Consider the following 23,473-nt stretch of genomic DNA (forward strand, 5'->3'; position numbering starts at 1 on the left):
ATTGCCGAGGTTAGTTGTGGTGAGTCGTTACCTGAAAAGCGGCAGCAATAAGAATCTTTCTAACTACGTTAAATACATCGCTACCCGTGAGGGAGCAGCAACAGTAAAAGAGAATAACGGAACAGCTCCTGCAACAAAAGCACAGCAGGAGCTTATTTCTTCTTTACTGAAAGATTTTTCTTACAGCAAAAACAGTTTCTCTTATGAGGAATACAAAAACAGTCCTACGCAGAAGAATGCGTCAAAATTTATCGAAGAAACTATCGAGCATAACGCCGACATAGTTGCGAACAAGAAAAACTATATGGCGTATCTTGCCAATCGTCCCGGTGCAGTTAAGTTCGGATCGCATGGATTATTTTCACAGACCGACGAACCGATATCGCTGAAAAATGTTGCAAAGGAAATCGCGGAGCATAAAGGAAATGTGTGGACACACGTTGTATCTCTCCGCAGGGATGATGCTCAGAAAATGGGTTACGATAACCTGACAGCGTGGCGCGAGCTGATAAAGCGGCAGATACCGAACATAGCGAAGCAGTCAAAAATAGACATGGCAAATTTGAAATGGTACGCTGCCTTTCACGATAAAGAGACAAATCCCCATGTTCATATAGTCGTATATTCGACCAATGAGCGTGAGGGATTTCTTACCAAGCAAGGCTGCGATAAGATACGCAGCGGCTTTATGAATGATATTTATGCCGATGAGCTGAAGCATCTCTATCAACAGCAGACCGATACACGTGACCTTCTTAAAGCTGAGAGTGCTAAGCTCATGAAACGGCTTTCGAGTGATATTGCTGACAATAACTGTATTGATACAGAAATAGTTGAATTTATGCGTAAGCTCCACGGACAGCTTCGTAACACAAAAGGAAAAAAAGTCTATGGCTACCTGAATAAAGATACAAAGCAGACAGTTGACGAGATATTTCTCAGGCTTTCGCAAAATGAATCTATACAGAAAATGTACAAGCTATGGTGTGACATGGAGCAGAGTAAGCATGACTTTTATTCCTCAGCAAAGGTGGATTTCCCTGCAATGGTCGATAACGAGCAGTTCAAGTCCGTTAAGAATATGATAATACGTTCTGCGGCAGAGATTGCTTCAGTTGATCTTGTGGCTGAGAGAAAAGCCGCTGCTGAAGATAAGCCCGATGATACAGTTTTGGAAAGCGATAGTGTCAGCGAAGCCGTTGATAAAATAGCCGTTCCGCCTGTCGTCAGTAAAGATAACAGTGTATTTGCCAGTGCGGCATTCGGGTTGATGGTGAACATCAGTCGTATTATATATGATGATTATGACCGAGAGCAGAGGAAGCTTTGTTCGAAAGTTGATAGAAAGTTGCGTAATACCATTTTAAAGAAAAAACAAGATCTGGGAGTAAAGTCGGAGAACATAATGATAAAATAACAGCAGGTCAAAAAATTGACCTGCTGTTTCAATTTTAGTAGAGTGTTCCATCAGGGCTACATGATAATGTAAGATTTCTTGTAATAGTTTCTATTGTTATCCCTAAAAATGTTTTATCCATAGTTACTTGTCCATAGGCAGTATTACCGCTTCTGTAATGTGAATGACTATTTATATGCCAATTATTATCTTTTATATCATATGAATCATCATCATATGTGCATGTTGCAGAAGCCCCATTATATGAAAATGTTCCATATATCGTGTAACTCCATAGTACCTGATTGGAAGAATTTTTATAATTATATGTTTTTGAGCCAGAAATAACAGATTTTTGTAAATTTGCATGATCAATACTTACTGTAACCTCAGCATAAAAGCCATTATCATAATATTCATAATAAGAAACAGGAGAAAAAGATTCTGCCATAGCATTAAAAGGGGCATGAATACATCCCAGAATTAATGATACAACAATAAAAAATGAAGTATAAATTTTTTTCATAAACTCACAACCTTTAATTATATTCAATGTTTTCGGTAACTATGTCAATAACTTCTACTGATCCATCGTCATTGTTCTTGTATGTTGTGATTTCACCATAATCGCCGTCAACGGATTTGCGAGCGTTTAACCATGCACAAAAAAGGACAGTACCGAAGATTATGAGCGCGATAGCGCCTATAATGATTAATACTCTTACAATTGAAGTGCGTTTTTTTATATATTTAGTATTAATATTACTAAGAAATCCATCGGCTATTTCCTGAGGTGTGCCCATAGTTTTTTGTAGCTCATCAATACTTACATCGGGGTTATCTTTCAGAAAATCATCAATGTTGTCGTTAAAGTCTTTCAGGAATTTCTTGCGCTCTTTCGAGCTGCAAAAGAGAAGTTTTTTGATTTGATTAATGTATTGATTTCTCTCTTTATTCGTGATTTTCATCGCTTTCCTCCTTGAAATTAAGGATATTACTTATTCCTTCTGTGATGAAAAAGTATTCTTCTTTAATCTCATTAAGGTATTTTTTTCCTTCATCTGTTAAATGATAATATACACGTGTACGTCGTCGTCCAACAAGGACTTGTTCGTCAGTAATAAGTCCCTTATCGATCATGCGATATAAAATAGGATACATAGAACCGTCTTTTAAAGTGAATTTGCCTTTGCTTCGTTCATTCATCTCTTGGAGAAGTTCGTATCCATACATATCACGACCTTGTAATAAATGTAACAAGATCATTTCAACGGTTCCACGCTTTAAATTCTCGCGGACCTGCATATAGAAACGTTTCCTTTCTGTTATTTAAAGCAAATAACTATGAATAAATTCTAACATACAAACAATCCGCTGTCAATACTATACAGCGCAGAGTAACGACTATTTTATTGTTAATTTCAACAAAAACTTATTACTATATTTATTTTATCATACAAATCATGTCTTGTCAATACTATACGACACAATATATTGTTGACATTTCAAATATTATGATGTATACTATTACCAAGAAATGGAAAGAGGCATATATTTTGAAAAATTTGGTTACGAAAGGAGGCGTGACAATACAGTTTTTCAAATAAAAAAATAATTAATGTATAATAAGGAGGTATGTATGGTCAAAGTAAAAAATTTAAACGGAACATCGAATCGAGTTCCCTTAGACGGCTCTTCTTCGTGGCAAGAATGGTGGGAGAAGAAGAAAAAAAGAAAATTTGGTGAGTGCTCCAGAATCAATTGCTCTGTTAAAGCAGAGGTCGGAGCTCATGTTCAAAAAGCTTTAATAAATGACAGAAGATGGTACATAGTTCCTTTATGTAGGGCATGTAACTCATCTAAAAGTGAAAATGGTTTTTATGTGGATGAAAAAGATTTAGAGCCAGTTAACCAGTAAACTTCATTTTAAAGCTTTCATTCATTTTATTACAATAACTAATTTAAAAATAGGGGGTAAAACATTATGTATAAATCAGGTTTCGCACACACAGAGGATATAACTGATGATAACAGTGTATGGTCATATTCTTCAACCAATAGTAAAGCTTGCTTCTATATTGACGAAGATGAATATTGCCATACAAATGGTCTTCTTCAAAATCGCAAAGAATACTCTTATGTAATATCTTCGAAATCAGCTGACAACGCTTATTTTTCAAAAACTATTAGTTTAAATGCAAATACAAATTATGTTGTAAATGTAATGGTAAAGTCCACTTTTGTAAAAGACACAAGCGTTCCATTTCCATTATTGCCAGCATATATATCTGCGACAATTGGTAATAACATAATTACAAGCATTGATTGTGTTGGTATTGTCGGCGATTGGATTGAGATGAGCCTTGGTTTTAAAACCGGTAGCTCAACATCTGTAACATTAAAAATAGGTGCTAATTTTAATAATAGCAGTAAAACGGAAGCTGTATACTTTAGCAATATACGAGTTGACAAGATTAACGCCACAAAAATACTCTTTCTTGCTTATAATAATGTTAATTATACTAAAGATGGAATTACATATAGCGGGGCTTATTCAGGAAATGTTGCTCAGAAGCTTCATGCTATGGCATCTCAATTTGAAAAAGTACTTAAGTTAGTTTCTAATGGAAAAATAGTACCTGAAATTACAGAATATGTGTCTCCTAATACCTTAACTCATTTAACTGTTACATCGGATACATATACTGTTACTATGAAAGATGTCCTAGATAATGATGGTGCGAACGTATCTGGATATGATTGTATTATATGTAATATGCCGATGTTAGATCCGGTAAGTGGTCATACAACTACATTTGGTGTATATCAAGGACTATTTAGAAGTGATGGTTCTGGTGGAGTTGATCAATATGAGAGTTTATCAGGACTGACGGGATTTATATTCTTGAGTAAACCATTTATTCAGGATTATACAACTGTTGAAGATGATTGGCAAAACAATGATGGAGAAATTCATGAGTTCATTCACTATATTCAGGACTGTGCAAGCCATTTGGATAAAGTAGCTCGCAAGTATTATCCATATTTGGATGATTTGGACTCTAGTAATAGAGATATATACGGGAATGCTTTTTCATTTAAACGTGAAAACACCGTATATAATAATTACGAGCTCTTCTATGAACATTTAAGAGATAGTAGCACATATAATTATTTATTTACAAATTTCACTTTATATAATGCTGATTATAAAATGAAATATCGTTGGTATTATGATGTGCTTAATGGTTTTGTTCAAGATTGTTATCGTGATGCCGGCGTATGGGGAATGTTGAGTAACTGGATTGAAATTGGCTGTGATTCTATAAAATATCACATGAACAAATATTTAGGTATTCGTCCCGGTGTTTATAGAGTAAAAAATGGTTATTCATCTAAATTCCTTGATTCAGATTTAAACAGTAATAATCAGATCACAATTAGTAATAATACGTTTAATACTGACCAATACTGGGAGTTCAGACCAGCAGCAGGAGGTTCATATGAAATAATACCTCTTGCCAATTATAGCAAAAGAATTGTTGCAACAAGTGCTTCAGCCGCAACGCTCTCGAATGCCAATACGCAGATTCCCTCAAATCAAAGATGGCAAGTTGTATGTGCTTCAGGTAATTACTTTACTATAAAATCGGTACAATATGGTACATATTTAAGAATGCCTAATCAATCAGCCAGTTACGTAACATTATCAACTTCAGCCGGAAGCGATAATACTGGATATTGGAATATGCAAGATGTTAATGTTATTGATAAAGGCTTGAATAAAATCAAGAGCCTTTTTTCTAATAAATATGTTTCATATCTTCCAAATATTGATAATTATGTGAAACAGTACAATTATCAATATGAACCTGGCCAAGTATGGCAGGTAAAACGATGCTTAGATGGATATCTTCAGATAATACCTCTTTCAAAGATAGATTCGTGTCTAACTACTCCAAATTATGTAGATGTTTCTGTCCAAACAAATACAGAATCTGATACACAAAAATGGTTGATTGTGGATATAGGTAATAATTTGCTTAGACTTATTCCAAAGAGCTATCCTTTAAAAGCGTTAGATATTGAAGGCCCTCTAGTTGAAGAAGGAACAAAAATGCATTTATGGGATTATGACGCATCAGCCAATCAAATGAAGTGGTATGTTGAAAATTTCCATGATGAAGGTGCCTTCCCCTGTAGAGTTAAGAGCGTTTTTTCAAATAATTATTTAAAGGATAACGATAATTCTGCTGTTCAGCATGACGTAGTACAACATTCTAGAAACAGCGATGATCAAACCTCTTCCAATTATACATATTCAGCTAATTTCATATGGGATTTTCAGCTTCAAGAAGATGGTTTCTATAAAATTATCCCGTTATCGTCTCCCTATAAAAGGTTGACAGCGGCATCTACTACTACGGATCCAGCCGTTCTTTCGTTGGATTTGGATAGAAATACAGATGATCAAAAATGGTTTATATTTAATCTGGGACAGAATAAATATCGTATTTCTCCGAAGAATAATGTAACCAAGGCTCTTGTTCTGTTTGGTCCTGTAGCAACAGATGATGCATTTATTCAGCTTTGGACATTTAATACTACATCTGAAGTTAGATGGTATATAGAAAAGTTCTGCGAATCATATTATAATACTGAGTATAAATTGACAACAGTATTAGTACCAAATAAATTTATGGATGCAAGAGATGATAATAGTACAGCTGAACGTATATATAGCAGAAATAGAGATGATATAATAACTATTTATTCTTCAAATAATCAAAATACACAAAAATGGCAATTTAAAAAATCAGAAGGATTTTATGAAATAAATCCTAAATCAAACAGTAATTATAGAATGTCCGGAATAATCAACAGTCTTGACAATCCAAATAAATTACGAAAAAAATATGCGGATGAATCGAGTGAGCAAAAGTGGATTATCGAAGATCTTGGATCATCGATATACAGAATTGCTCCAAGAGATAATCCGTCAAAATCACTTGTTCTTACAAATGACAGCGGTTTTGATGTTGAAGGCAATCTGGTTCAACTGTGGGTATATAATGGAACATCAGAAGTAAAAATTAAATTTATCTAACAATAAAAAATATATCTACTTTTATTATTAAATGCATGAAGGCTCTGGTGAATAATTAACGCAGAGCCTTCTCGCATGAATATCCACACGATCGGAAGGTTTTTGATGTTTAGCAAAGTTAAAAATTATTTTCAGCTGATACGCGTCAGGCATTGGCTGAAAAACATTATTATATTTATTCCTGCATTCTATGGTGGCGCAATACTGGATATTCCGATATTATACAGAACGATACTTGGATTTCTTACTTTTTCGTTCTGCTCATCGGCAATATATGTCATCAATGATCTGTGTGATATTGAAAAGGACAGAAATCACCCCGTAAAATGCAAAAGGCCGCTTGCAAGCGGTGCGGTTTCCAAAACAGACGGCGCAGTATTGTTGATAATATGCTGTGCTACGGCGATGATACTTGATCTGCTTCTATGCGGCATGAGTATAGGAGCGGTTATCCCCGTACTTTATTTCGGGCTGAATGTTCTTTACAGCACAAAGCTTAAAAATTATCCTGTTACAGATATTGTCATACTTGTATCGGGATTTGTGCTTCGTATGCTGTATGGCTCATACATAACGGATATAAAAATATCGAAATGGCTGTATTTAACGCTTATGGCACTTTCACTGTTTATGGCTTTCGGCAAGCGCCGAAACGAAAAGCTTAACTGTGGCAGTAATTCACGTTCAGTACTTACTCATTACAGTGATACCTTCCTGAACAGCAGTATGTATATGTATCTGGCGATCTTTCTGGTGTTTTATGCTCTTTGGAGCGTAGATACGGGAGCTTTGCCGGGAATGATATATACAACTCCCCTGGTTATAGTAATGGTAATGCGGTATACCTATGCTATGGAAAAGGATAAGCAGGGAAATCCCGTTGATATGATACTGGGAGATAAGGTACTGCTTATTCTCGGAGCGGCTTATGCCTTATTTGTTCTGTGGCAGATATATTTCGGGGAGGTGGTCTCATGAACGTATATGATTTTGACGGAACTATATACTCACGGGACAGCTCGGTGGACTTCTTTAAATTTGAAATAAAGCGGCATCCCCTTATTTTAAGGCATTTGCCTGCGTTCTGCATTAAAGCTGTCAGGTATAAATTGAAAAAATGCAGTATCGAAGATGTAAAGTCCTGCTTTTTCTCGTTTTTGAAGGATATAACCGATATAAAAGGCGAGATACAGCGTTTTTGGCAAACGCATATGAAGTATATGTCGCCGTGGTACAAAAGCGAAATGAAGAATACAGATGTAGTTATCTCGGCTTCTCCCTGTTTTTTATTGGAGCTTCCCTGCAAAAAGCTTGGGATACATACTCTTATAGCCTCAGATGTGGACATCAGCAGCGGAACTTTTGTATCAGCTAACTGCAAAGGCAGTGAGAAGGTAAAGCGGTTCAGAGAGGTTTATCCTGATGAGAGGATAGATAAGTTTTATTCTGATTCATTTTCAGACCTTCCTATGGCAGAGCTTGCCGCAGAGGCCTTTTTGATAAAAAAAGGACGTATAACAAAATGGGATACAAAGGAAAGAGGATATAAATAATGGAAAATGCTAAAAAACAGTTCAGCTTGCCGTCAATTTTCAAATTAAAGCCTAAAGCTGACAGCAAAAACGATGATAAAGCTTCAAAGTTTCCTATAGGTATTTCGTATCTGTATCTTGCAATACCTATGTATATTTTTACGTTCGGCTGGCTGAAGCTGCCGTTTGCGTTAATTATGGCGGTTGTGCTTACGTTCGGTCTTTTCAAGGCATGGAGGGACGCGCCCCAAATAGAGATAACTCTCTTTGAACGCCGTAATATAGGAAAACTTCTTATTCTCATTGTTCTTGCTATGATATGGGTATATCTGTCCGGTATCGGAGGCTTTGCATTTCAGAATTACGATCATATGTGGCGGAATGCTGTGCTTGAAAAGCTTGTCACGCAGGAATGGCCTGTGATAATTACAGAAACAGGAGCATACTTTGACAAGCCGGCTGCATTGATATACTATTTTGCATTATGGCTGCCTGCCGCCTGCTTCGGAAAGATATTCGGACTTTCAGCAGCACACACTTTCTTGTACTGGTGGTGTGTTATTGGCGTATCATTGGTATTCATTCTTCTGTCAGCCCTGAATAAAAAGATATCCATATGGCTGATACTGGGCTTTGTATTCTTTAGCGGATTGGACGCAGTGGGGGATTTTGTACTGCATAACTCCACAAATTACATATGGTTCGCAAATAATCACCTTGAAAACTGGGCATTTGGCTTTCAGATGTCCTCACTGACAACACAGCTTTTCTGGGTGTTCAATCAGGCTATACCTGCATGGCTGATAACACTGCTGCTCTTATGTCAGAAGGATAACAGATCGGTAATTTTTATTTATTCATTCAGCTTTCTGTCCTGTACTCTTCCTGCTATAGGAATGCTCCCTATACTGGCTTGCATAGGTATAAGCCGCATAGCAAGAACATATGACAGGACAAAGGCATTCAAGGAAAATGGAAAGCCTATTCTCAAAGAAGCGCTTTCTTTTCAGAATTTAGTAACGGGAGTTCTTACTGCACTTATCTCATATTTGTTCCTGAAATCAAATTCTACAGGAAATTCAGGTTTCAGAATGACCGAAATAAAAAAACTAATGATGTCTTATCTTATTTTTGTACTGCTTGAGTTCCTTGTTTATTATTTCGCCATATATAAGACACAAAAGAATAATCCGCTGTTCTGGACGTCTCTTGTTACACTTCTGATAGTTCCTATGATATCCTTCGGACCTCATGTGGACTTCGTAATGAGAGCTTCTATACCGTCTTTGATAGTGCTCTATACACTTATCGCAGACTCAATGAAGAAGAATACTGAAGCAGGAGATAAGAAGGCTGATATTATAATAGCTGTGCTGTTGATCGCAGGTGGATTTACTGCATATCATGAAATTTCTCGTTCTGTAGGTACAACTATTGAACATAGCTCGAATGATGAAGTTACTATAATTGCAAATGAAATAGATCTTTACGAAGACGGAGCGAGAGGAAACTTCTTTGGAGAATATCAGGATTCGGCGTTCTTTAAATATCTTGCAAAAAATTGAAAATTAATTGAATAGCGGAAATAAAATGAAAGGGAAAAGAATACAAATAAATGAACTCTAAAGCTGACCTCGGTCAGTTCATTTCCGAACAGAAACAAAGAAACTCTTTACAAAGTCAAGAACTTGCAAATAAACTTGGCATATCAGTCGCTTATTTGAGTCAGCTTGAACATGGAAAAAGGGTTTGTCCTGATATAAGCTTATTAAAAAAGATGATTGATATATTTGAACTTAGTACTGAGGAAACCAATGCTTTTTATGATTTGTATGAGAAAGCTTCAGGACAATTGAGTCCAGATATAATAGAGTATGTTCAGTCCAGTAATATTATAAAATATGCTCTTAGGACTGCGCGTGATGCTTCTGCTACAGATGGAGATTGGCAACGTTTTATCGATTTCTTTAAAAATGAACAATAAATTTGCGGTATATACCGCAAATTTATTATACAAAAATTTAGCTGTTCAGCTAAAAAGAAGGAGGATAGATAACATGAAGAAATATCGATGTCCATTTTGTAATGGCAGATTATTTGATTTCGTAAAATTTGATAATCATTTCAGCCTCGCAATGCATAATTGCCAATTAGTTATTAAATGTTGGAAGTGTCACACAAACGTTGTAATTAAATATAGTGACTTAGTATAAGCACCACCGCATTATTGTAGAGTAGGAGTTTGACAAGCTTAAAAAGCAGTGTCAAACTCCTCTTTTTCTGCCCATTCTGCTTTTTAGCAGAGTGGGATTTTATGATGTTATCTTATAAATGGCTGTGTATAGCCGCTAAATATCCTTGATCCTTCGTTTTGATTCGACAATAAGAAATCAAAACGGAGGAAAAACAATGGCATATAATCATGCAAAAGAAGAAAAGAAATTTAAGGAACAGTGGGAGCATAAGGAAAGGCTATACCGTGAGAGTGGCATGACCGATGATCAGATCTCTGTAATAAGAGAATACGATGAGAACGCTTTCAAACTGGATCGTGCCTTTTACAGAAGAACTATGCTGCTTGCTGAACTTGAAAGTATAACTGAGGGAAAATTTGATGACCGTTCCGATACATATTTAGAGGAATACTGGACTGACATTATAGACAGCAATGATAAATATTGCAGGCTTATGAAAGTACCGTCAATAATGCGAAAAGCATTCTATATGTATAAGGTGTTGGGAATGTATCAAGATGAAATATCGTCAGAACTATCAATTCCACAGCAAACAATTTCATACTGGATTGGTAAAATCGCTGAAATTCTAAAGTGAGTTGGTGAGAGCACCTTTTTTCGTGGGCTATGTTTATGTAGGGGACTCTAAGCCCTTACACTGTAACTTGAAAACAGAATAGCAGCAACAAGGATACGTTGATCCTGCGTCGGACTAAAATTCGGCAGCCAAAGAAACCATACGCTTGCGATGAATATGACGTTTCAGAATGCGGAGCAGCTCTCTGCAAGGCGATGAAAGCAGGAATATAATGATACTTCCGTTCAGTCACAGACTCACGCAATGAGGGCGGCTCTATGCGAACCATAGAGGGATGAGATCTCCATGAGGTCAGCAGCTACTGACCGTTCTTGTTGTTCCGACGTGACGGGTGCGAGGTCAAATATCACGGAAATACGTCTGAAATTAGAATCAGACGAAGGCTTAAGAGTTATATAATTCTGCGCCTGATAATATGTCAGGCGCAGATATAACGTAAGTGTATAAGCACAATTATACATTTACGTTATATCTATGATGTAGGGAGATTAAGACTTGAATAGTGATATTAATTGGGATAAACTCAGAACAAAGCTGAAAAATTCTGAATTAAAGCCAGAATACAAGTGTAAAACCTGCATATGGGCAGATAAGACTTCGGGGTATATACTATGTATTCGGCGGATATGTGTAAAGGAGAAGCATAATGAAAAAATACGGTCAGGCTGATGTTATGTGTGCAGTAATACATATGTTCCTTGAAAGTCAGAAAAATCTGACAGAGGAGCAGAAGAAAGATATTGAAGATAAATGCTGTGAGGATGTAATGGATAATTATCCGACAGCTGCTGAATGGGAGGTGAATATTTGATACGATTTATCTTAGGGGGATTTATTGGCTACTGCATTGGTATATTTGTAATGTGCTTTTGTCAGGCAGACGAAAAAGACAGTAGCATAGATTAGTCGGTTCTGCACAGTTTCAACTCCGAAAAATAGGTGGTTGTGGTGATTACCTTCGGGAGAAAAAAACGGTATAATGTGGCTGAGAACAGGAGGTGGCAGAAATGCCGACAGTAACAGTTATACAGCCGAAAGTTGCAGATGATACACATCGCTTACTGCGTGTAGCTGCATATTGCAGAGTATCATCAAACAGCGATGATCAGCTCAATTCATATAACTCGCAGCTTACATATTATACTCATAAATTTGAGAATTCCGAAACGGAAACACTTATTGATATTTATGCTGACGAGGGCATAACAGGTACTTGCGAAGAAAAGAGGACGGAATTCCTTCGCCTTATTGACGATTGCAGAAAAGGAAAGATAGACCGCGTATATACAAAGTCTATCAGCCGCTTCGCTCGTAATACAAGAGACTGCCTGAAGAATATCCGTGAACTTAAATCACTGGGTATAACAATAATGTTTGAAAAAGAGAACATCGATACTGCAAATATAAACGACGAGCTTATGATTACTATTATGGGCGGGCTGGCGCAGGAAGAATCAACTTCCATATCTCAAAACCTGAAATGGAGTATACGCAGGAAAATGAAAAACGGAACTTACTCCCCTGTCAATGCACCTTTGGGATACAGGCTCAAGAATAAGACTTTAGTTATTGAAGAAAGCGAAGTTAAGGTCGTAAAGGATATCTTTAAACAGTATGTAAGCGGCTTCGGAATAAAAGGAACAGCCGACTACATAAATAACAAGTACGGCGACACAGTGAAGATTACCTATTCTTCTATGAGATATATTCTCAGGAATGAAAAGTATATCGGTGATTCCCTGCTGCAGAAATTCTATACTCCGGATATAATAGGGGCAGGATGTGTTCCAAATAAAGGCGAAAAAGATATGTACTATATCCAGAACACACATCAGCCTATCATTTCACGGGCGATATTTGAAACGGCACAGGCTCTTATGAAAGATCGTTTAATAACCAAAAAAGATCCTGTAATATATCCGTTTACGAGAAAGCTTGAATGCGCCTTATGCGGAAACCATTTTAATCGAAAAGTATGCAGGGATAAGTATTACTGGGTGTGCAATAAGCACGATTACAGTGCAAGTCTTTGCAATTCAAAGAAAATTACTGAAGAAAGTATAATAAATGCTTTTATAAAGCTGTTCAATAAAATATATTCCAACTATACTGAGCTGCTTCTGTCTATACAGAAATCATTACAGGAATTAATGATAAAACAGGCTACAGGCAGAAGCGACATTATTGAGATTCGCCGAAGCTTATTACAGTTAAAGGAACAACTCAACATAATAGCATCACTTCGAACAAAAGGCTTCTTAAATGAAGCGAAGTATAAGGAGCAAAGTGCTGAGATCAATAATAAAATAGCAAAACTGAATAAGGATCTCCGACTTCTATCGCAGTCAGAGGATACAACGCTGAAAGATGTGGAAATGCTTATAGACTATTTTGAAAAGCGCGAGCACATAATGATAGAATTTGAGCCGCAGGCTTTTGAATTTTTAATAGATAGGATCGTTGTAAAAGACAACATCCTCGAATTTCATATAATGGGAGGTCTGATATTTACCGAAGAAGTATGACCACAGCATTTATGCTCTCTGCCCAAAACGCAGGGAGCTTTTTTGTCGGTTGTGGTGAATAGAAAAAACGCCTCCTTTGTGGTATAGTGGTGTCGGAGAGGAGGTGCGATAAATGGGCAAAAACAGAAGAATACCATTCGGCTACATGATGCAGAACGGTATAATAACCACTAACCCTGCGGAGGTGCTTGCTGTGCTGACTATTTTCAGCGAGTATATGGTGGGAAAGAGCCTTGAGAATATCGCTATTAATATGAAAGTTCCATATAGCGAGGATAAGATATGGAACAAGAATATGGTCAAGCGAGTGCTTGAGAACGAGAAATATCTCGGTACGGATGTTTATCCACAGCTTATAAGTGAAGAAGTATTCAGGAAAGTAAATGAGCGCAAGAGTGCAAAAGCTACTTCCCTTTGCATAATTCCTGACGAGTTGCAGGAAGTCCGCAACCTTACAGTATGCAAAGAGTGCGGAAAGCGGCTGTTCCGAACAAAAGCTGAATTATGGGACTGTCGTAATCATGAATGTCGTCCATTCTTATTCAAAATGGCAGATGAAATGCTGACAGGTGCGATACTGAATATTCTGAATACTGTAATTGCAAATCCTGTGCTTATTGAAGCAGTAGCAACAGTAAGCGAGTATATTCCGACTTCTGAAATCCGTAGCAAACAATCTGAAATTGATCGTGCCATTGATAATGGTACTAAAACTGTTGAGGAAATAAGGAGCGATATTCTCAAACTTGTAGAACTGAAATACAAGCACTGCACGTACAGTGATGTTAATCAGAAAACAGAACTTTTGAAGTCTCTGATTGATAACAGGGATCAACTTAATAATCTTGACATTGGCTTGCTGAAATCCTGCGTAAAGCGTATAACGGTGAGCCATTTGTGCGTTATAGAAGCCGAGTATATTAACGGCGTTATTATCAAAAATGAAACGGAAAGGAGCGATGACAATGGAAGCGGCAGCAAATGTAAGGATAATCCCTGCCAAGCAACAAGTAATTGACGGTAAGCCCCAGTTCAAGCGGCTTAATGTTGCTGCATACTGCCGTGTAAGCACGGAGCAGGAAGAACAGCAGAATAGCTATCAGGTACAAATAGAATACTATACCAATTACATCAACTCTAATCCTGAGTGGACACTCGCGGGAATATTTGCGGACGAGGGCATCAGCGGAACGCAGACGAAGAACAGGACAGAGTTCAACCGAATGATAAGAATGTGCAAAAAGAAAAAGATAGACCTTGTCCTTTGCAAATCCACAAGCCGCTTCTCAAGAAATACTGTTGATTGTCTTGATCATATACGTCTTCTGAAAAGCCTCGGTATCGGTGTCATATTTGAAAAAGAGAATATAAATACACTGACAGCGCAGAGTGAATTCATATTATCGTTGTACAGCAGCTTCGCGCAAGCCGAAAGCGAGTCTATAAGTAAAAATATCACTCTTGGTAATCAGATGGCTTTTAAAGAGGGAAAGGTGCGGTACAACTACAAATATCTCCTCGGCTACAAAAAAGGAGCTGACGGAAAGCCTGTTATTATTCCTGAAGAAGCTGAGGTTATACAGCTTATTTTCAAACTATACATCGACGGCGGTTCAACACATACAATCGCACAGGAGCTTAATAATAAAAAATGCCCAACACGCTCTAAAAGCGGTAAATGGAGTGCGATGCTTATAAAAAGGATACTTCAGAACGAGAAGTATATTGGAGACTGCCTGCTGCAGAAGACATATACTATTGACTGTATATCACATAAGGCGGTCAAAAATAACGGAGAACGTCCAATGTACTATGTAAGCGACTGTCACCCTGCGATTATTGACAAAAGCACTTTTAATATAGTGCAGCAGGAGATCGCTCGCCGTAATGCCAAAAGAAGTGTGTGTACGAATACTTTTACGGAACAGGGACGCTATAACAGTAAGTATGCTTTGACAGAGCTTCTTATATGCGGCGAATGCGGCACAGCTTATAGGCGATGCCGTTGGACTTCTCACAACAGGGATAGGACAGTATGGCGGTGTATTAACCGCTTGGAACACGGTCCGAAATACTGTAAATCCCCCACTATTGACGAAGAACCGCTTCATAACGCTATTGTGAGAACTATAAATGAGTTCTATAACTGTAGCGATGATGTTGCCAATATATTGAAATCAGCAGCTGATGCTGTCCTTTCAGGGGCGAATGATGGTGAAATAAAGCAGATCGAGCAGCGGCTCAAGGATATAGACCAAGCTCGCAATGACTTTGTAAACCTTATTGCAACAGAAGCGTGTGCTCCCGATTCACTCGATGACGAGTTTGCAAGTCTGTATAGCGAAGAAGAACGGCTGAGTCAGAAGCTCATTTTACTCAAAGCTCAGGCAAATTCAGAATCAAATGAGCTTGCGGATGAGATAAAAGCTGATATTGACAACTACAGCTTTGAACTTCACCAGTACGATGATGTATTGGTGCGAAAGGTTGTTGAATGTGTTGAAATACTCAACAAAGAAGAAATATCCGTCACTTTTAAGGGCGGATATGAAATAAAGGTTGAATTATTGATCTGAATTCAGTTTATTATTACCGCTTGCTTTGGGGCAGGCGGTTTTTATATACTGGAGAACGCCAAAACCGCGGCGAGAATAGCTGTTTTTAAGAGGATAAAGCCCCGAGAGGTGATATACAACCGCCAAGACCAGAAGCCGATAAAAGCGATTTGTGCGGCAATATGGGGCATAGCAAGCCACAAAGCAGCTCAACCGCCTATTTTTCTGAAAACAGTTGATTTTTTCTATAAAATAGAGTATAATAGAAAATGGATAAGTATATAATTCTCTATATATAGCGTTCAACGCGATAATAATTATGATTTAAAGATTATTTTATATAGAATCGATGATTAATTAGAAAAGGAGTTAATACTATGGGTATATACCTTAATCCTGATAATATAGATTTTCAGGAAGCTTTAAATTCAAAGATATATATTGATAAAACAGGATTAATGAAGTATACGAACAGTGTTATTAGAACAGAAGATAAATATATATGCGTGAGCAGACCTAGAAGATTTGGAAAATCAATGGCTGCAAATATGCTTGTTGCTTATTATAGCAAAGGCTGTGACTCTAGAGAGATGTTCAGTAGTTATAAAATTTCTGAAGACGAATCATATGAAAAGCATCTGAACAAATATAATGTGATTCATATTAATATGGTCAATTTTATTGATAGAAGGAAACCGGTATCAGAATCACTTTTAAATTTAAATAATAAGATTATTCGTGAATTGAAGAAAGAAAATGAAGATGTAGATTGTTCAGACTGGAATGATTTAATATCTGTTCTTGGAGAAGTATTCATTGAAAAGCGTGTTCCATTCATATTTGTAATTGATGAATGGGATTGTGTCTTTAGAATAATTAAAGATAAAGAGTCTGAACAAACTGAGTATCTTGAATATCTTCGTAATCTTCTAAAAAATCAAAAATATGTTGCTCTTGCATATATGACAGGAATACTTCCAATAAAGAAATATGGTGAGCATTCAGCTCTTAATATGTTTACAGAAATTTCGATGACAAACGCGGCTCCAATTCAAGAATTTACTGGCTTTACAGAGGAAGAAGTTTATGATCTCTGTCAAGTGTATAAAACAGATTTTAATGAAATTAAGTTATGGTATGATGGTTATAATGTTGATGGAATATCAATATACAATCCTAAATCAGTTGTAGAATGTATTTCAAGAGGAACTTTTAGAAATTACTGGACTTCAACAGAAACATATGAAGCACTCAAAGTTTATATTCAAATGAATTTTGATGGACTTCGCGAAAAAGTTGTTGATATGATAGGCGAAGAGAAAGTAAATGTCAATATTGAAAAGTTCCAGAATGACATGAGTACTTTTAATAGTGCTGATGATGTAATAACACTTCTTGTACATCTTGGATATCTAACCTTCAATGATGGAAAAGTTTGGATTCCTAATAGTGAAGTCAGACAAGAGTTTATTAACTCGATTGAAGATGGCGGTTGGGAAACCGTTATGAATGCAATAAAAGCATCAGACGAACTAATAGAAGCAACTATAAACAAAAACGAAGAAAAAGTCGCAGAAATGATTGAAAAGATACACGACGATAATTCTTCGATAATAGAATATAACAATGAAACTTCTCTTAGCTGTATAATATCACTCGCATACTATTCTGCTAAAAAAGATTATATTACGCATAGAGAACTTCCAACAGGCAAAGGATTTGCAGATATTTCTTTTATACCTAAAAAGAATTCAGATAAGCCTGCTATGGTTATTGAACTCAAGTATAATCATTCTGCGAATACAGCAATAAAACAAATCAAAAGGAAACAATACTCAGATAAAATATCGGAATATTCAGGAGAAATTATTTTAGTTGGAATTAATTATGATATGAAGACAAAAAAACATACGTGCATAATAGATACAATAATTAAAAACAGTTTGTAATTATGATTATTACAAGTTCCATTATTATTTTGTACAGCTATAATTATTCTGTTTTGAAGTATTCTTAGTTTCATATATTAAGATAATGTGGCAGATCGTATTAAAGAATTTTAGATTTCATTATATAATAAATGATAATCAAATATGAATTCAGTTTATTATATTTTGAAATTATCTATTTTGGCTTGTGGAAAGGAAAACTTGTAATGAATGAACTATACATTAATAAGTGCAAAATGTTTATTGATTTTATGTTATCACAACAGCAATGGTCTGGAATAACAAAAATCAACATTGATTCTTGGCTTAATAATTTTAAAAGCTTAAAAAAAGATGAACAAGCCTTAGTTTACAAGCTTCTGACACATCTAATATATTTTTCAGAAAATGACGTTATAGACGCATTAAAAAATGGTGTTTATAATTGCTTATCATATTATGATATTTTGGGGAAGCAGAAAGAGTCTAAGTTTTCTGTTAGCAATCATAAATTATCAACTATTCATAAATCAAATATAAACAAATCATGCTTTGTGCCTTTGCTTGATAGTGATTCTCCTCATGAAAGTGCGAATAACATATGTCGAGCATTAGTACAACAAGGAATAATTTCAGCAGATAGGTCAATATTCATAAATCATGTTCCAGATTTGGTGAAACATGTTGAATTAGACAACTTAATTATAGTCGATGATTGTGTAGGAAGTGGGGATCAACTTAGAGATTTTTGGTTAAATATGAGAGTAAAAGATGGTAATTGCTCCTTAGCAGTCAAGGAATTATGCCAAAAAAATGGACTTAAAGCTAACTATTTAACATTGTTTGGATATGATAAAAGCATTAAAAAGCTCCAAGAAGATTTTCCTGAGTTGAACATTCATTGTGTAAGAATTTTAAACGATCAGCATCGAGTTTTTTCAGATTGTTCATATATTTGGGAAAATTGTGATGAGAGAGATAAGGCATTTGATTTATTTAGTTCTCTTGCCAAAAATGCTGGTATACCTATATATGGATATAAAGATTTAGATTTTGCTTTTATTATGCATAAAACAATTCCTGATTGGTCTCTACCAATTTTCTGGAAAGAAAATAGCGATTGGAATTTGTTGTTGAGGAGGAAAAACTCGAATGAATAATCAGTATAATCCATTCAAAGAAAATCGAACCGAACAAATGCGAGATTTATGGAAATATTATGTTCCTTTTCCTGGCTTAGACAGTGCGGGCAAGCCATTGGTTGTTGAAGGCGGTCGAGGCAGTGGTAAAACAATGTTTTTTCAATGCAATTCATGGAGGCAAAAAACATTAGCTTTTCAAAAAAATTGTTCACCTATTACAGAACTGCTTAATGAAGATTTTATAGGAATTTATTATCGCGTAGACACAACATTTGTATCTTCAATGCGTAATCGTGAAGAAGAAAAATGGGACAGTATTTTTGAGACTTATTTGGGAATATGCATTTTAAAAGAAATCCTTGATTTACTGTTGTTACTAAACAGAAGTATGAATCTTAATGGAAGTATGTTGTCAGAGTTTGCGTTATCGTTTTCTAAAAAGCTAAATGTTAATTCTACAACGGACTCGATAGAAAGATTTAGAAAAGACTGTGACGTCTTTTTAGACATTATAGAAGATAAAATAAATGGTTCAGAGATATCACCATATTTAAGATATATAAATGTTAATCGTTTTATTACAGATGTTTGTGTTGCAATAAGTGGTTTGCTTGATAAAGAAGATTTACTTTTCAAGGTTTTTATCGATGAATATGAAACATTGCAAGAGTATCAGCAAAAAATAGTTAATACATTAATCAAACACAGTTCGCTTCCAGTTATTTTTAATATTGGGTTACGCCCTAAAGGAATGAAAACATCTGAAACAATATCAAATACAGAAACGATAGAATCTCCTCATGATTATGAATTATTATTTTTGGGATTTGAACAAGATAAATATCCGGAAATAATTAAATCGATTTGTCAGAAAAGAATTGCTCTTGGAAAAGAACAAGGGAAAATACCTGTTGACGCTTCAGAAGATATTGAATTCTATTTGAATAACTATTCTATTGAATATGAAATAAGTATTATTAATCAGTGCAAAAGGAATTTGCCTTATATTGAGAAATTGCATGATTTAATAATCCAAAGAGCCAAAGATGAGAATAGTACAAATGAAGAAATTATTAAATATTGCAATTATCTTTGTGATAATGCCCCCATATTAAATTCGCGAATGCATTATGCATTATTATACAAAAAAACACAGTTCACTCCGTCGATTAAAGAACTTTATGAGTCGTATCTAAATCAAAATGAAAGATATAATGATTGGTTGCATAACAGAAAAAATGGAGTTATGTATTTGCTTTGCAAAGAAGTAAAACGCGACAAGATGTATTTTGGATTTGATGTGTTTTCTGCCCTTTCTTCAAATATAGTTAGATATTTTCTTGAACTCTGTGAACAAGCTTTTAAAATTGCTTTTTTGAATGATTGGAAATGGGAAACACCTATATCTCCAGAAATACAGACAGAAGCAGCTAAGTATGTTAGTGAATATAAAATAATTGATATTGCAGGATATGAACCATATGGAAAAGAACTTAGAATATTTGTTCAATATATAGGACAAATATTCAACAAATTACACACTTCTGAAAATAATACATTAGGAGAGCCAGAACCTAATCATTTTAACACTAAAGATTTGTCTTTGCCGGATTCTGCAAAAAAAATAATAGCATCTGCAATTATGTGGAATGTTTTACAAGAAGGCGAAACTACAAAGAAAAAGCAGTCTAAACTATCTCCTGAAACAGTAGACTATTATTTAAACAAAATATATGTCCCTTATTTTGGAATATCTTATCGTAATCAAAGAAAAATTTTCATTTCAGTTGAAATTTTGCAAGAATTACTATCCGGCAATGAAGAATTAGCTGTCAGAGGTTTTAAAAGATATTTTAAAAATAGTGATGTTCAAACTGAATATGATAATCAATTACCGCTTTTTGATATGGAGGTCAATCATGATTAAAGAAGAGTATTCTTTTCACGATATAAATGATTATCTGTTTGAAAATATTAATTTGCTTATTGTTGGATTTCCTAAAAAAGAAGAACGCTGTACATTCTTTTCAAATTTATGGAGAAATAAACATATAGAAATAATGTATTTGAAACTATATGAATCTGAATATGTTCATATTAGAACTAATCAGAATAAGGAGTTAAAAGTTGATCTTTGTGTAGGGCTTCCAAGAATTTTAAAATCTATTAATATCTCGGAAAAAAATGTCTTATTGGATATATCCAGCTTAGACAATGTTTTGGTAATGTTTTTGACTAAGCAATTGCTAACAAAGAATTCACCGAATTCTTTCTTTGCTTCATATATAAGGCCTGAAAAGTACTATAATGAATCTGAGAATATAGGGTTTGATCTTTGTCAGCAAATTGGAGCCATTAATGCAGTCCCTGGATTTGCTAAAAGAGAATCAACAAATCAAACTTTGTGTGCATTTCTTGGTTTTGAAGGTGTTCGTTTAAAGGGTATTTTAGAAACCGTACAAAGTTTTGATCGATTAATACCTATTGTAGCTTTCCCTTCAGGAACTCCGCAGTGGTATAATGTTGCAATGTGGAATAGTATGGATATTCTACAAAGTGAAGGTAAAAACTTATCTGTATATAAGTGCTATTCTGAAAGTATTTTTGATGCCTTTGATTTGCTAAGCAACACTATCGCTCAAGATGAAACTGTAGTATTAGCACCTCTTGGAACAAGACCACATTCTATGGCTTGTGCAATATTTGCATGCCATCATGAAGCAACAAGGATAATCTATGATTTTGTTGTTGAAAACGATAATCGTGCAATCGGAATTTCAGATATAACAATATATCATCTTTCTTCATTTATTAAATCATAAAAAGGGGGCAACTACGTGGAATACAGCAAATTTTACACTCCAAAAGAAATTGCAGAAGTGTTAATTAATGAACTTACAATCCCTGAGCCTGATAAAGTTATAGACATATGTTGCGGTAGTTGTAATCTTCTTTTCGCTGCAAAGAAAAGATGGACAAACGCTGAGCTATATGGTACAGACGTTTCTGTACAGTCAGCGACAAAAGATGTTAAATTTGACAAAATTGATGGGAGAAAATTTGCTATTGAGCATGCGCATGAATATTCTTTAGTTTTGGCGAATCCACCTTTTGATTATGTTGAAAGAAAAAAGCAGATTCCTAACTTGTTTGTTGATGAATTTAAAGGTATTGTTACATCACGTTTAGAAATAGAAATGCTTATTGCTAATTTAAGACTTTTGAAACCCGATGGTGTTTTACTTGTGATATTGCCAAGCAGCTTTGTGGAAGCTCAAACATATAAAAAAGTTAGAAAAATAATTGCTAATCATTATTGTATTGAAAGTATAATCAAACTTGATGAGAATACATTCGGAAATTCCAAGATCCATACCTATGCATTAATAATACGTAATGTAATACGAAATGAGTATAATTCTAAAATTGGAAAATCTATTGGGAATAATATAATTTATAATTCTATTATAAATAGCTATAAACTTAAAGAAGGCGATTGGAATAATTATGATTTAAATAAAAACAAAATAACTATAAACCTGAAAAGAGGTAATATTTCGAGTTCCTATTTTTCTAAGCAAGGACAACCTATACTACATACTGCCAAAAACAGTGATAACTGGTTACCTAGTAAGCGTTACATATCTAATGAATTAGTTCCCTCTGTTTGGGCTGAATCAGGTGATATTATTGTTAGTAGAATCGGAAAGTCTGCTGGACAATGGTGTATATATGACGGAGAGAAAATGCCTATTTCTGATTGTTTATATTGTATTAAATCACCAAATTCCATAATGTTAGAAAAAATCAAAGGCAAAAGGTATAACTTGGAATTAAAGGGTGTAGCAACTAGATATATAACAATATCTGATTTTTGTTATTGGATAAATTCTATTTTAGATTGATGGAACTCCCCCTATCTGTCCCCCCTCGCTTAAGATAGGGGTTACCTCTTTACCAAAAATAGCGTATTTAGCTTCATTGCTCCAAGCATATACAGTATTTACTGAAACATCAAAGCCTTCTGTGAGTTTTTTAACGCTTTCGCCTGCATTATAACGGTTGACTATGATTTGCTTTTGTGATTTATCATACTTTTTTATGTAATAATTAAGAAATACAATAAACAATTGATGTTGAACAATAGTATTATGGTCGTCTGCGAAATACTTATTAATATGATGATATCTTCAACATTGATATATGATTACATCATGTGCATTAAGATAGAAGATGTAAAAAATACAGTTGATTTCCATAAAACAGTGCTGTAAATGGCTGTTTTATCGGAGAAATGTCGGGGTTTAAATTGTAACACATACACAATGACAAACCGCTTAGAATAGACTTCTAAGCGGTTTCTTATTGTTGCACTATACATTACGTTCCTTGGGGTGTAAGGTAAGCGTCAAATAAAGGACGTATTCCCCACAAAAGGAATCTGATGTATAATAAA

Annotated in this window: 22 protein-coding genes; 18 read left to right on the plus strand and 4 right to left on the minus strand. The window is 35.2% G+C overall.

Annotated features, from left to right (window positions below; translation table 11 throughout):
• Position 1: 1 nt before the first annotated feature.
• Positions 2–1,417, plus strand: a complete 1,416-nt coding sequence (mobP3, locus tag Q0Y65_RS08680; protein ID WP_297958885.1) for a MobP3 family relaxase — start codon at positions 2–4, stop codon at positions 1,415–1,417.
• 34 nt (positions 1,418–1,451) lie between these two features.
• Here the strand turns inward: mobP3 and Q0Y65_RS08685 are convergent, their stop codons facing one another.
• From Q0Y65_RS08685 to Q0Y65_RS08695, 3 genes are read right to left on the minus strand one after another with little or no spacing between them, the layout of a single operon-like run.
• Positions 1,452–1,922 (minus strand): hypothetical protein, encoded by a 471-nt coding sequence (locus tag Q0Y65_RS08685; protein WP_297958886.1) that lies wholly within the window; start codon positions 1,920–1,922, stop codon positions 1,452–1,454.
• A gap of 13 nt (positions 1,923–1,935) precedes the next feature.
• The gene (locus Q0Y65_RS08690) at positions 1,936–2,364 is read right to left on the minus strand and encodes a DUF6120 family protein (RefSeq protein WP_297958887.1); all 429 of its coding nucleotides are present in this window, start codon (positions 2,362–2,364) and stop codon (positions 1,936–1,938) included.
• Positions 2,348–2,701, minus strand: coding sequence for a PadR family transcriptional regulator (locus Q0Y65_RS08695; RefSeq protein WP_297958888.1), 354 nt, complete (start codon positions 2,699–2,701; stop codon positions 2,348–2,350). Before Q0Y65_RS08695 ends, Q0Y65_RS08690 begins: the two co-directional genes overlap by 17 nt.
• A gap of 334 nt (positions 2,702–3,035) precedes the next feature.
• Here Q0Y65_RS08695 and Q0Y65_RS08700 point away from each other — a divergent pair, with 334 nt between their 5' ends.
• The 17 genes from Q0Y65_RS08700 to Q0Y65_RS08780 all read left to right on the plus strand — a co-directional run bounded on the left by Q0Y65_RS08700 (position 3,036) and on the right by Q0Y65_RS08780 (position 22,922).
• On the plus strand, positions 3,036–3,314 hold the full coding sequence (locus Q0Y65_RS08700) for a hypothetical protein (protein ID WP_297958889.1): 279 nt from the start codon (positions 3,036–3,038) through the stop codon (positions 3,312–3,314).
• Positions 3,315–3,380: 66 nt separating this feature from the next.
• A complete protein-coding gene (locus Q0Y65_RS08705; RefSeq protein ID WP_297958890.1) occupies positions 3,381–6,503 on the plus strand; it encodes an RICIN domain-containing protein in 3,123 nt (1,040 codons plus the stop codon).
• Positions 6,504–6,608: 105 nt separating this feature from the next.
• Positions 6,609–7,481 (plus strand): decaprenyl-phosphate phosphoribosyltransferase, encoded by an 873-nt coding sequence (locus tag Q0Y65_RS08710; protein WP_297958891.1) that lies wholly within the window; start codon positions 6,609–6,611, stop codon positions 7,479–7,481.
• A complete protein-coding gene (locus Q0Y65_RS08715; RefSeq protein ID WP_297958892.1) occupies positions 7,478–8,056 on the plus strand; it encodes an HAD-IB family phosphatase in 579 nt (192 codons plus the stop codon). The genes Q0Y65_RS08710 and Q0Y65_RS08715 overlap by 4 nt, the downstream gene beginning before the upstream one ends.
• Positions 8,056–9,600 (plus strand): hypothetical protein, encoded by a 1,545-nt coding sequence (locus Q0Y65_RS08720; protein WP_297958893.1) that lies wholly within the window; start codon positions 8,056–8,058, stop codon positions 9,598–9,600. The genes Q0Y65_RS08715 and Q0Y65_RS08720 overlap by 1 nt, the downstream gene beginning before the upstream one ends.
• 50 nt (positions 9,601–9,650) lie before the next feature.
• Positions 9,651–10,019, plus strand: coding sequence for a helix-turn-helix domain-containing protein (locus tag Q0Y65_RS08725; RefSeq protein WP_297958894.1), 369 nt, complete (start codon positions 9,651–9,653; stop codon positions 10,017–10,019).
• A 425-nt stretch (positions 10,020–10,444) separates the two neighbouring features.
• Positions 10,445–10,867 carry a hypothetical protein gene (locus Q0Y65_RS08730; RefSeq protein WP_297958895.1) on the plus strand — a complete coding sequence of 141 codons (423 nt, stop codon included), beginning with the start codon at positions 10,445–10,447 and terminating at the stop codon, positions 10,865–10,867.
• 646 nt (positions 10,868–11,513) lie between these two features.
• Entirely contained in the window at positions 11,514–11,678 is a 165-nt protein-coding gene (locus tag Q0Y65_RS08735) for a hypothetical protein (protein WP_297958896.1), read from the plus strand.
• Positions 11,660–11,773 (plus strand): DUF3789 domain-containing protein, encoded by a 114-nt coding sequence (locus Q0Y65_RS08740; RefSeq protein ID WP_297958897.1) that lies wholly within the window; start codon positions 11,660–11,662, stop codon positions 11,771–11,773. Before Q0Y65_RS08735 ends, Q0Y65_RS08740 begins: the two co-directional genes overlap by 19 nt.
• Before the next feature lie 101 nt (positions 11,774–11,874).
• Positions 11,875–13,392 (plus strand): recombinase family protein, encoded by a 1,518-nt coding sequence (locus Q0Y65_RS08745; RefSeq protein ID WP_297958898.1) that lies wholly within the window; start codon positions 11,875–11,877, stop codon positions 13,390–13,392.
• Positions 13,393–13,504: 112 nt separating this feature from the next.
• Positions 13,505–14,410, plus strand: a complete 906-nt coding sequence (locus tag Q0Y65_RS08750) for a recombinase family protein (protein WP_297958899.1) — start codon at positions 13,505–13,507, stop codon at positions 14,408–14,410.
• The gene (locus tag Q0Y65_RS08755) at positions 14,358–15,968 is read left to right on the plus strand and encodes a recombinase family protein (RefSeq protein ID WP_297958900.1); all 1,611 of its coding nucleotides are present in this window, start codon (positions 14,358–14,360) and stop codon (positions 15,966–15,968) included. The genes Q0Y65_RS08750 and Q0Y65_RS08755 overlap by 53 nt, the downstream gene beginning before the upstream one ends.
• Before the next feature lie 356 nt (positions 15,969–16,324).
• Positions 16,325–17,896 (plus strand): AAA family ATPase, encoded by a 1,572-nt coding sequence (locus Q0Y65_RS08760; RefSeq protein ID WP_297958901.1) that lies wholly within the window; start codon positions 16,325–16,327, stop codon positions 17,894–17,896.
• Positions 17,897–18,102: 206 nt separating this feature from the next.
• Positions 18,103–19,035 carry a hypothetical protein gene (locus Q0Y65_RS08765; RefSeq protein ID WP_297958903.1) on the plus strand — a complete coding sequence of 311 codons (933 nt, stop codon included), beginning with the start codon at positions 18,103–18,105 and terminating at the stop codon, positions 19,033–19,035.
• Complete coding sequence (locus Q0Y65_RS08770) at positions 19,028–20,944, plus strand: hypothetical protein (protein WP_297958905.1); 1,917 nt, start codon at positions 19,028–19,030, stop codon at positions 20,942–20,944. The genes Q0Y65_RS08765 and Q0Y65_RS08770 overlap by 8 nt, the downstream gene beginning before the upstream one ends.
• Positions 20,937–21,839: a hypothetical protein gene (locus Q0Y65_RS08775; protein ID WP_297958907.1), complete on the plus strand. Its 903-nt coding sequence runs from the start codon at positions 20,937–20,939 to the stop codon at positions 21,837–21,839. The genes Q0Y65_RS08770 and Q0Y65_RS08775 overlap by 8 nt, the downstream gene beginning before the upstream one ends.
• Before the next feature lie 15 nt (positions 21,840–21,854).
• Entirely contained in the window at positions 21,855–22,922 is a 1,068-nt protein-coding gene (locus Q0Y65_RS08780) for a class I SAM-dependent DNA methyltransferase (RefSeq protein ID WP_297958909.1), read from the plus strand.
• Here Q0Y65_RS08780 and Q0Y65_RS15770 read toward each other — a convergent pair.
• Complete coding sequence (locus Q0Y65_RS15770; RefSeq protein ID WP_363293535.1) at positions 22,914–23,147, minus strand: transposase; 234 nt, start codon at positions 23,145–23,147, stop codon at positions 22,914–22,916. The genes Q0Y65_RS08780 and Q0Y65_RS15770 overlap by 9 nt on opposite strands.
• Positions 23,148–23,473: the final 326 nt, after the last annotated feature.

It is taken from the genome of uncultured Ruminococcus sp., assembly GCF_947301925.1.
In the GTDB taxonomy this organism is placed as follows: domain Bacteria; phylum Bacillota; class Clostridia; order Oscillospirales; family Ruminococcaceae; genus Ruminococcus.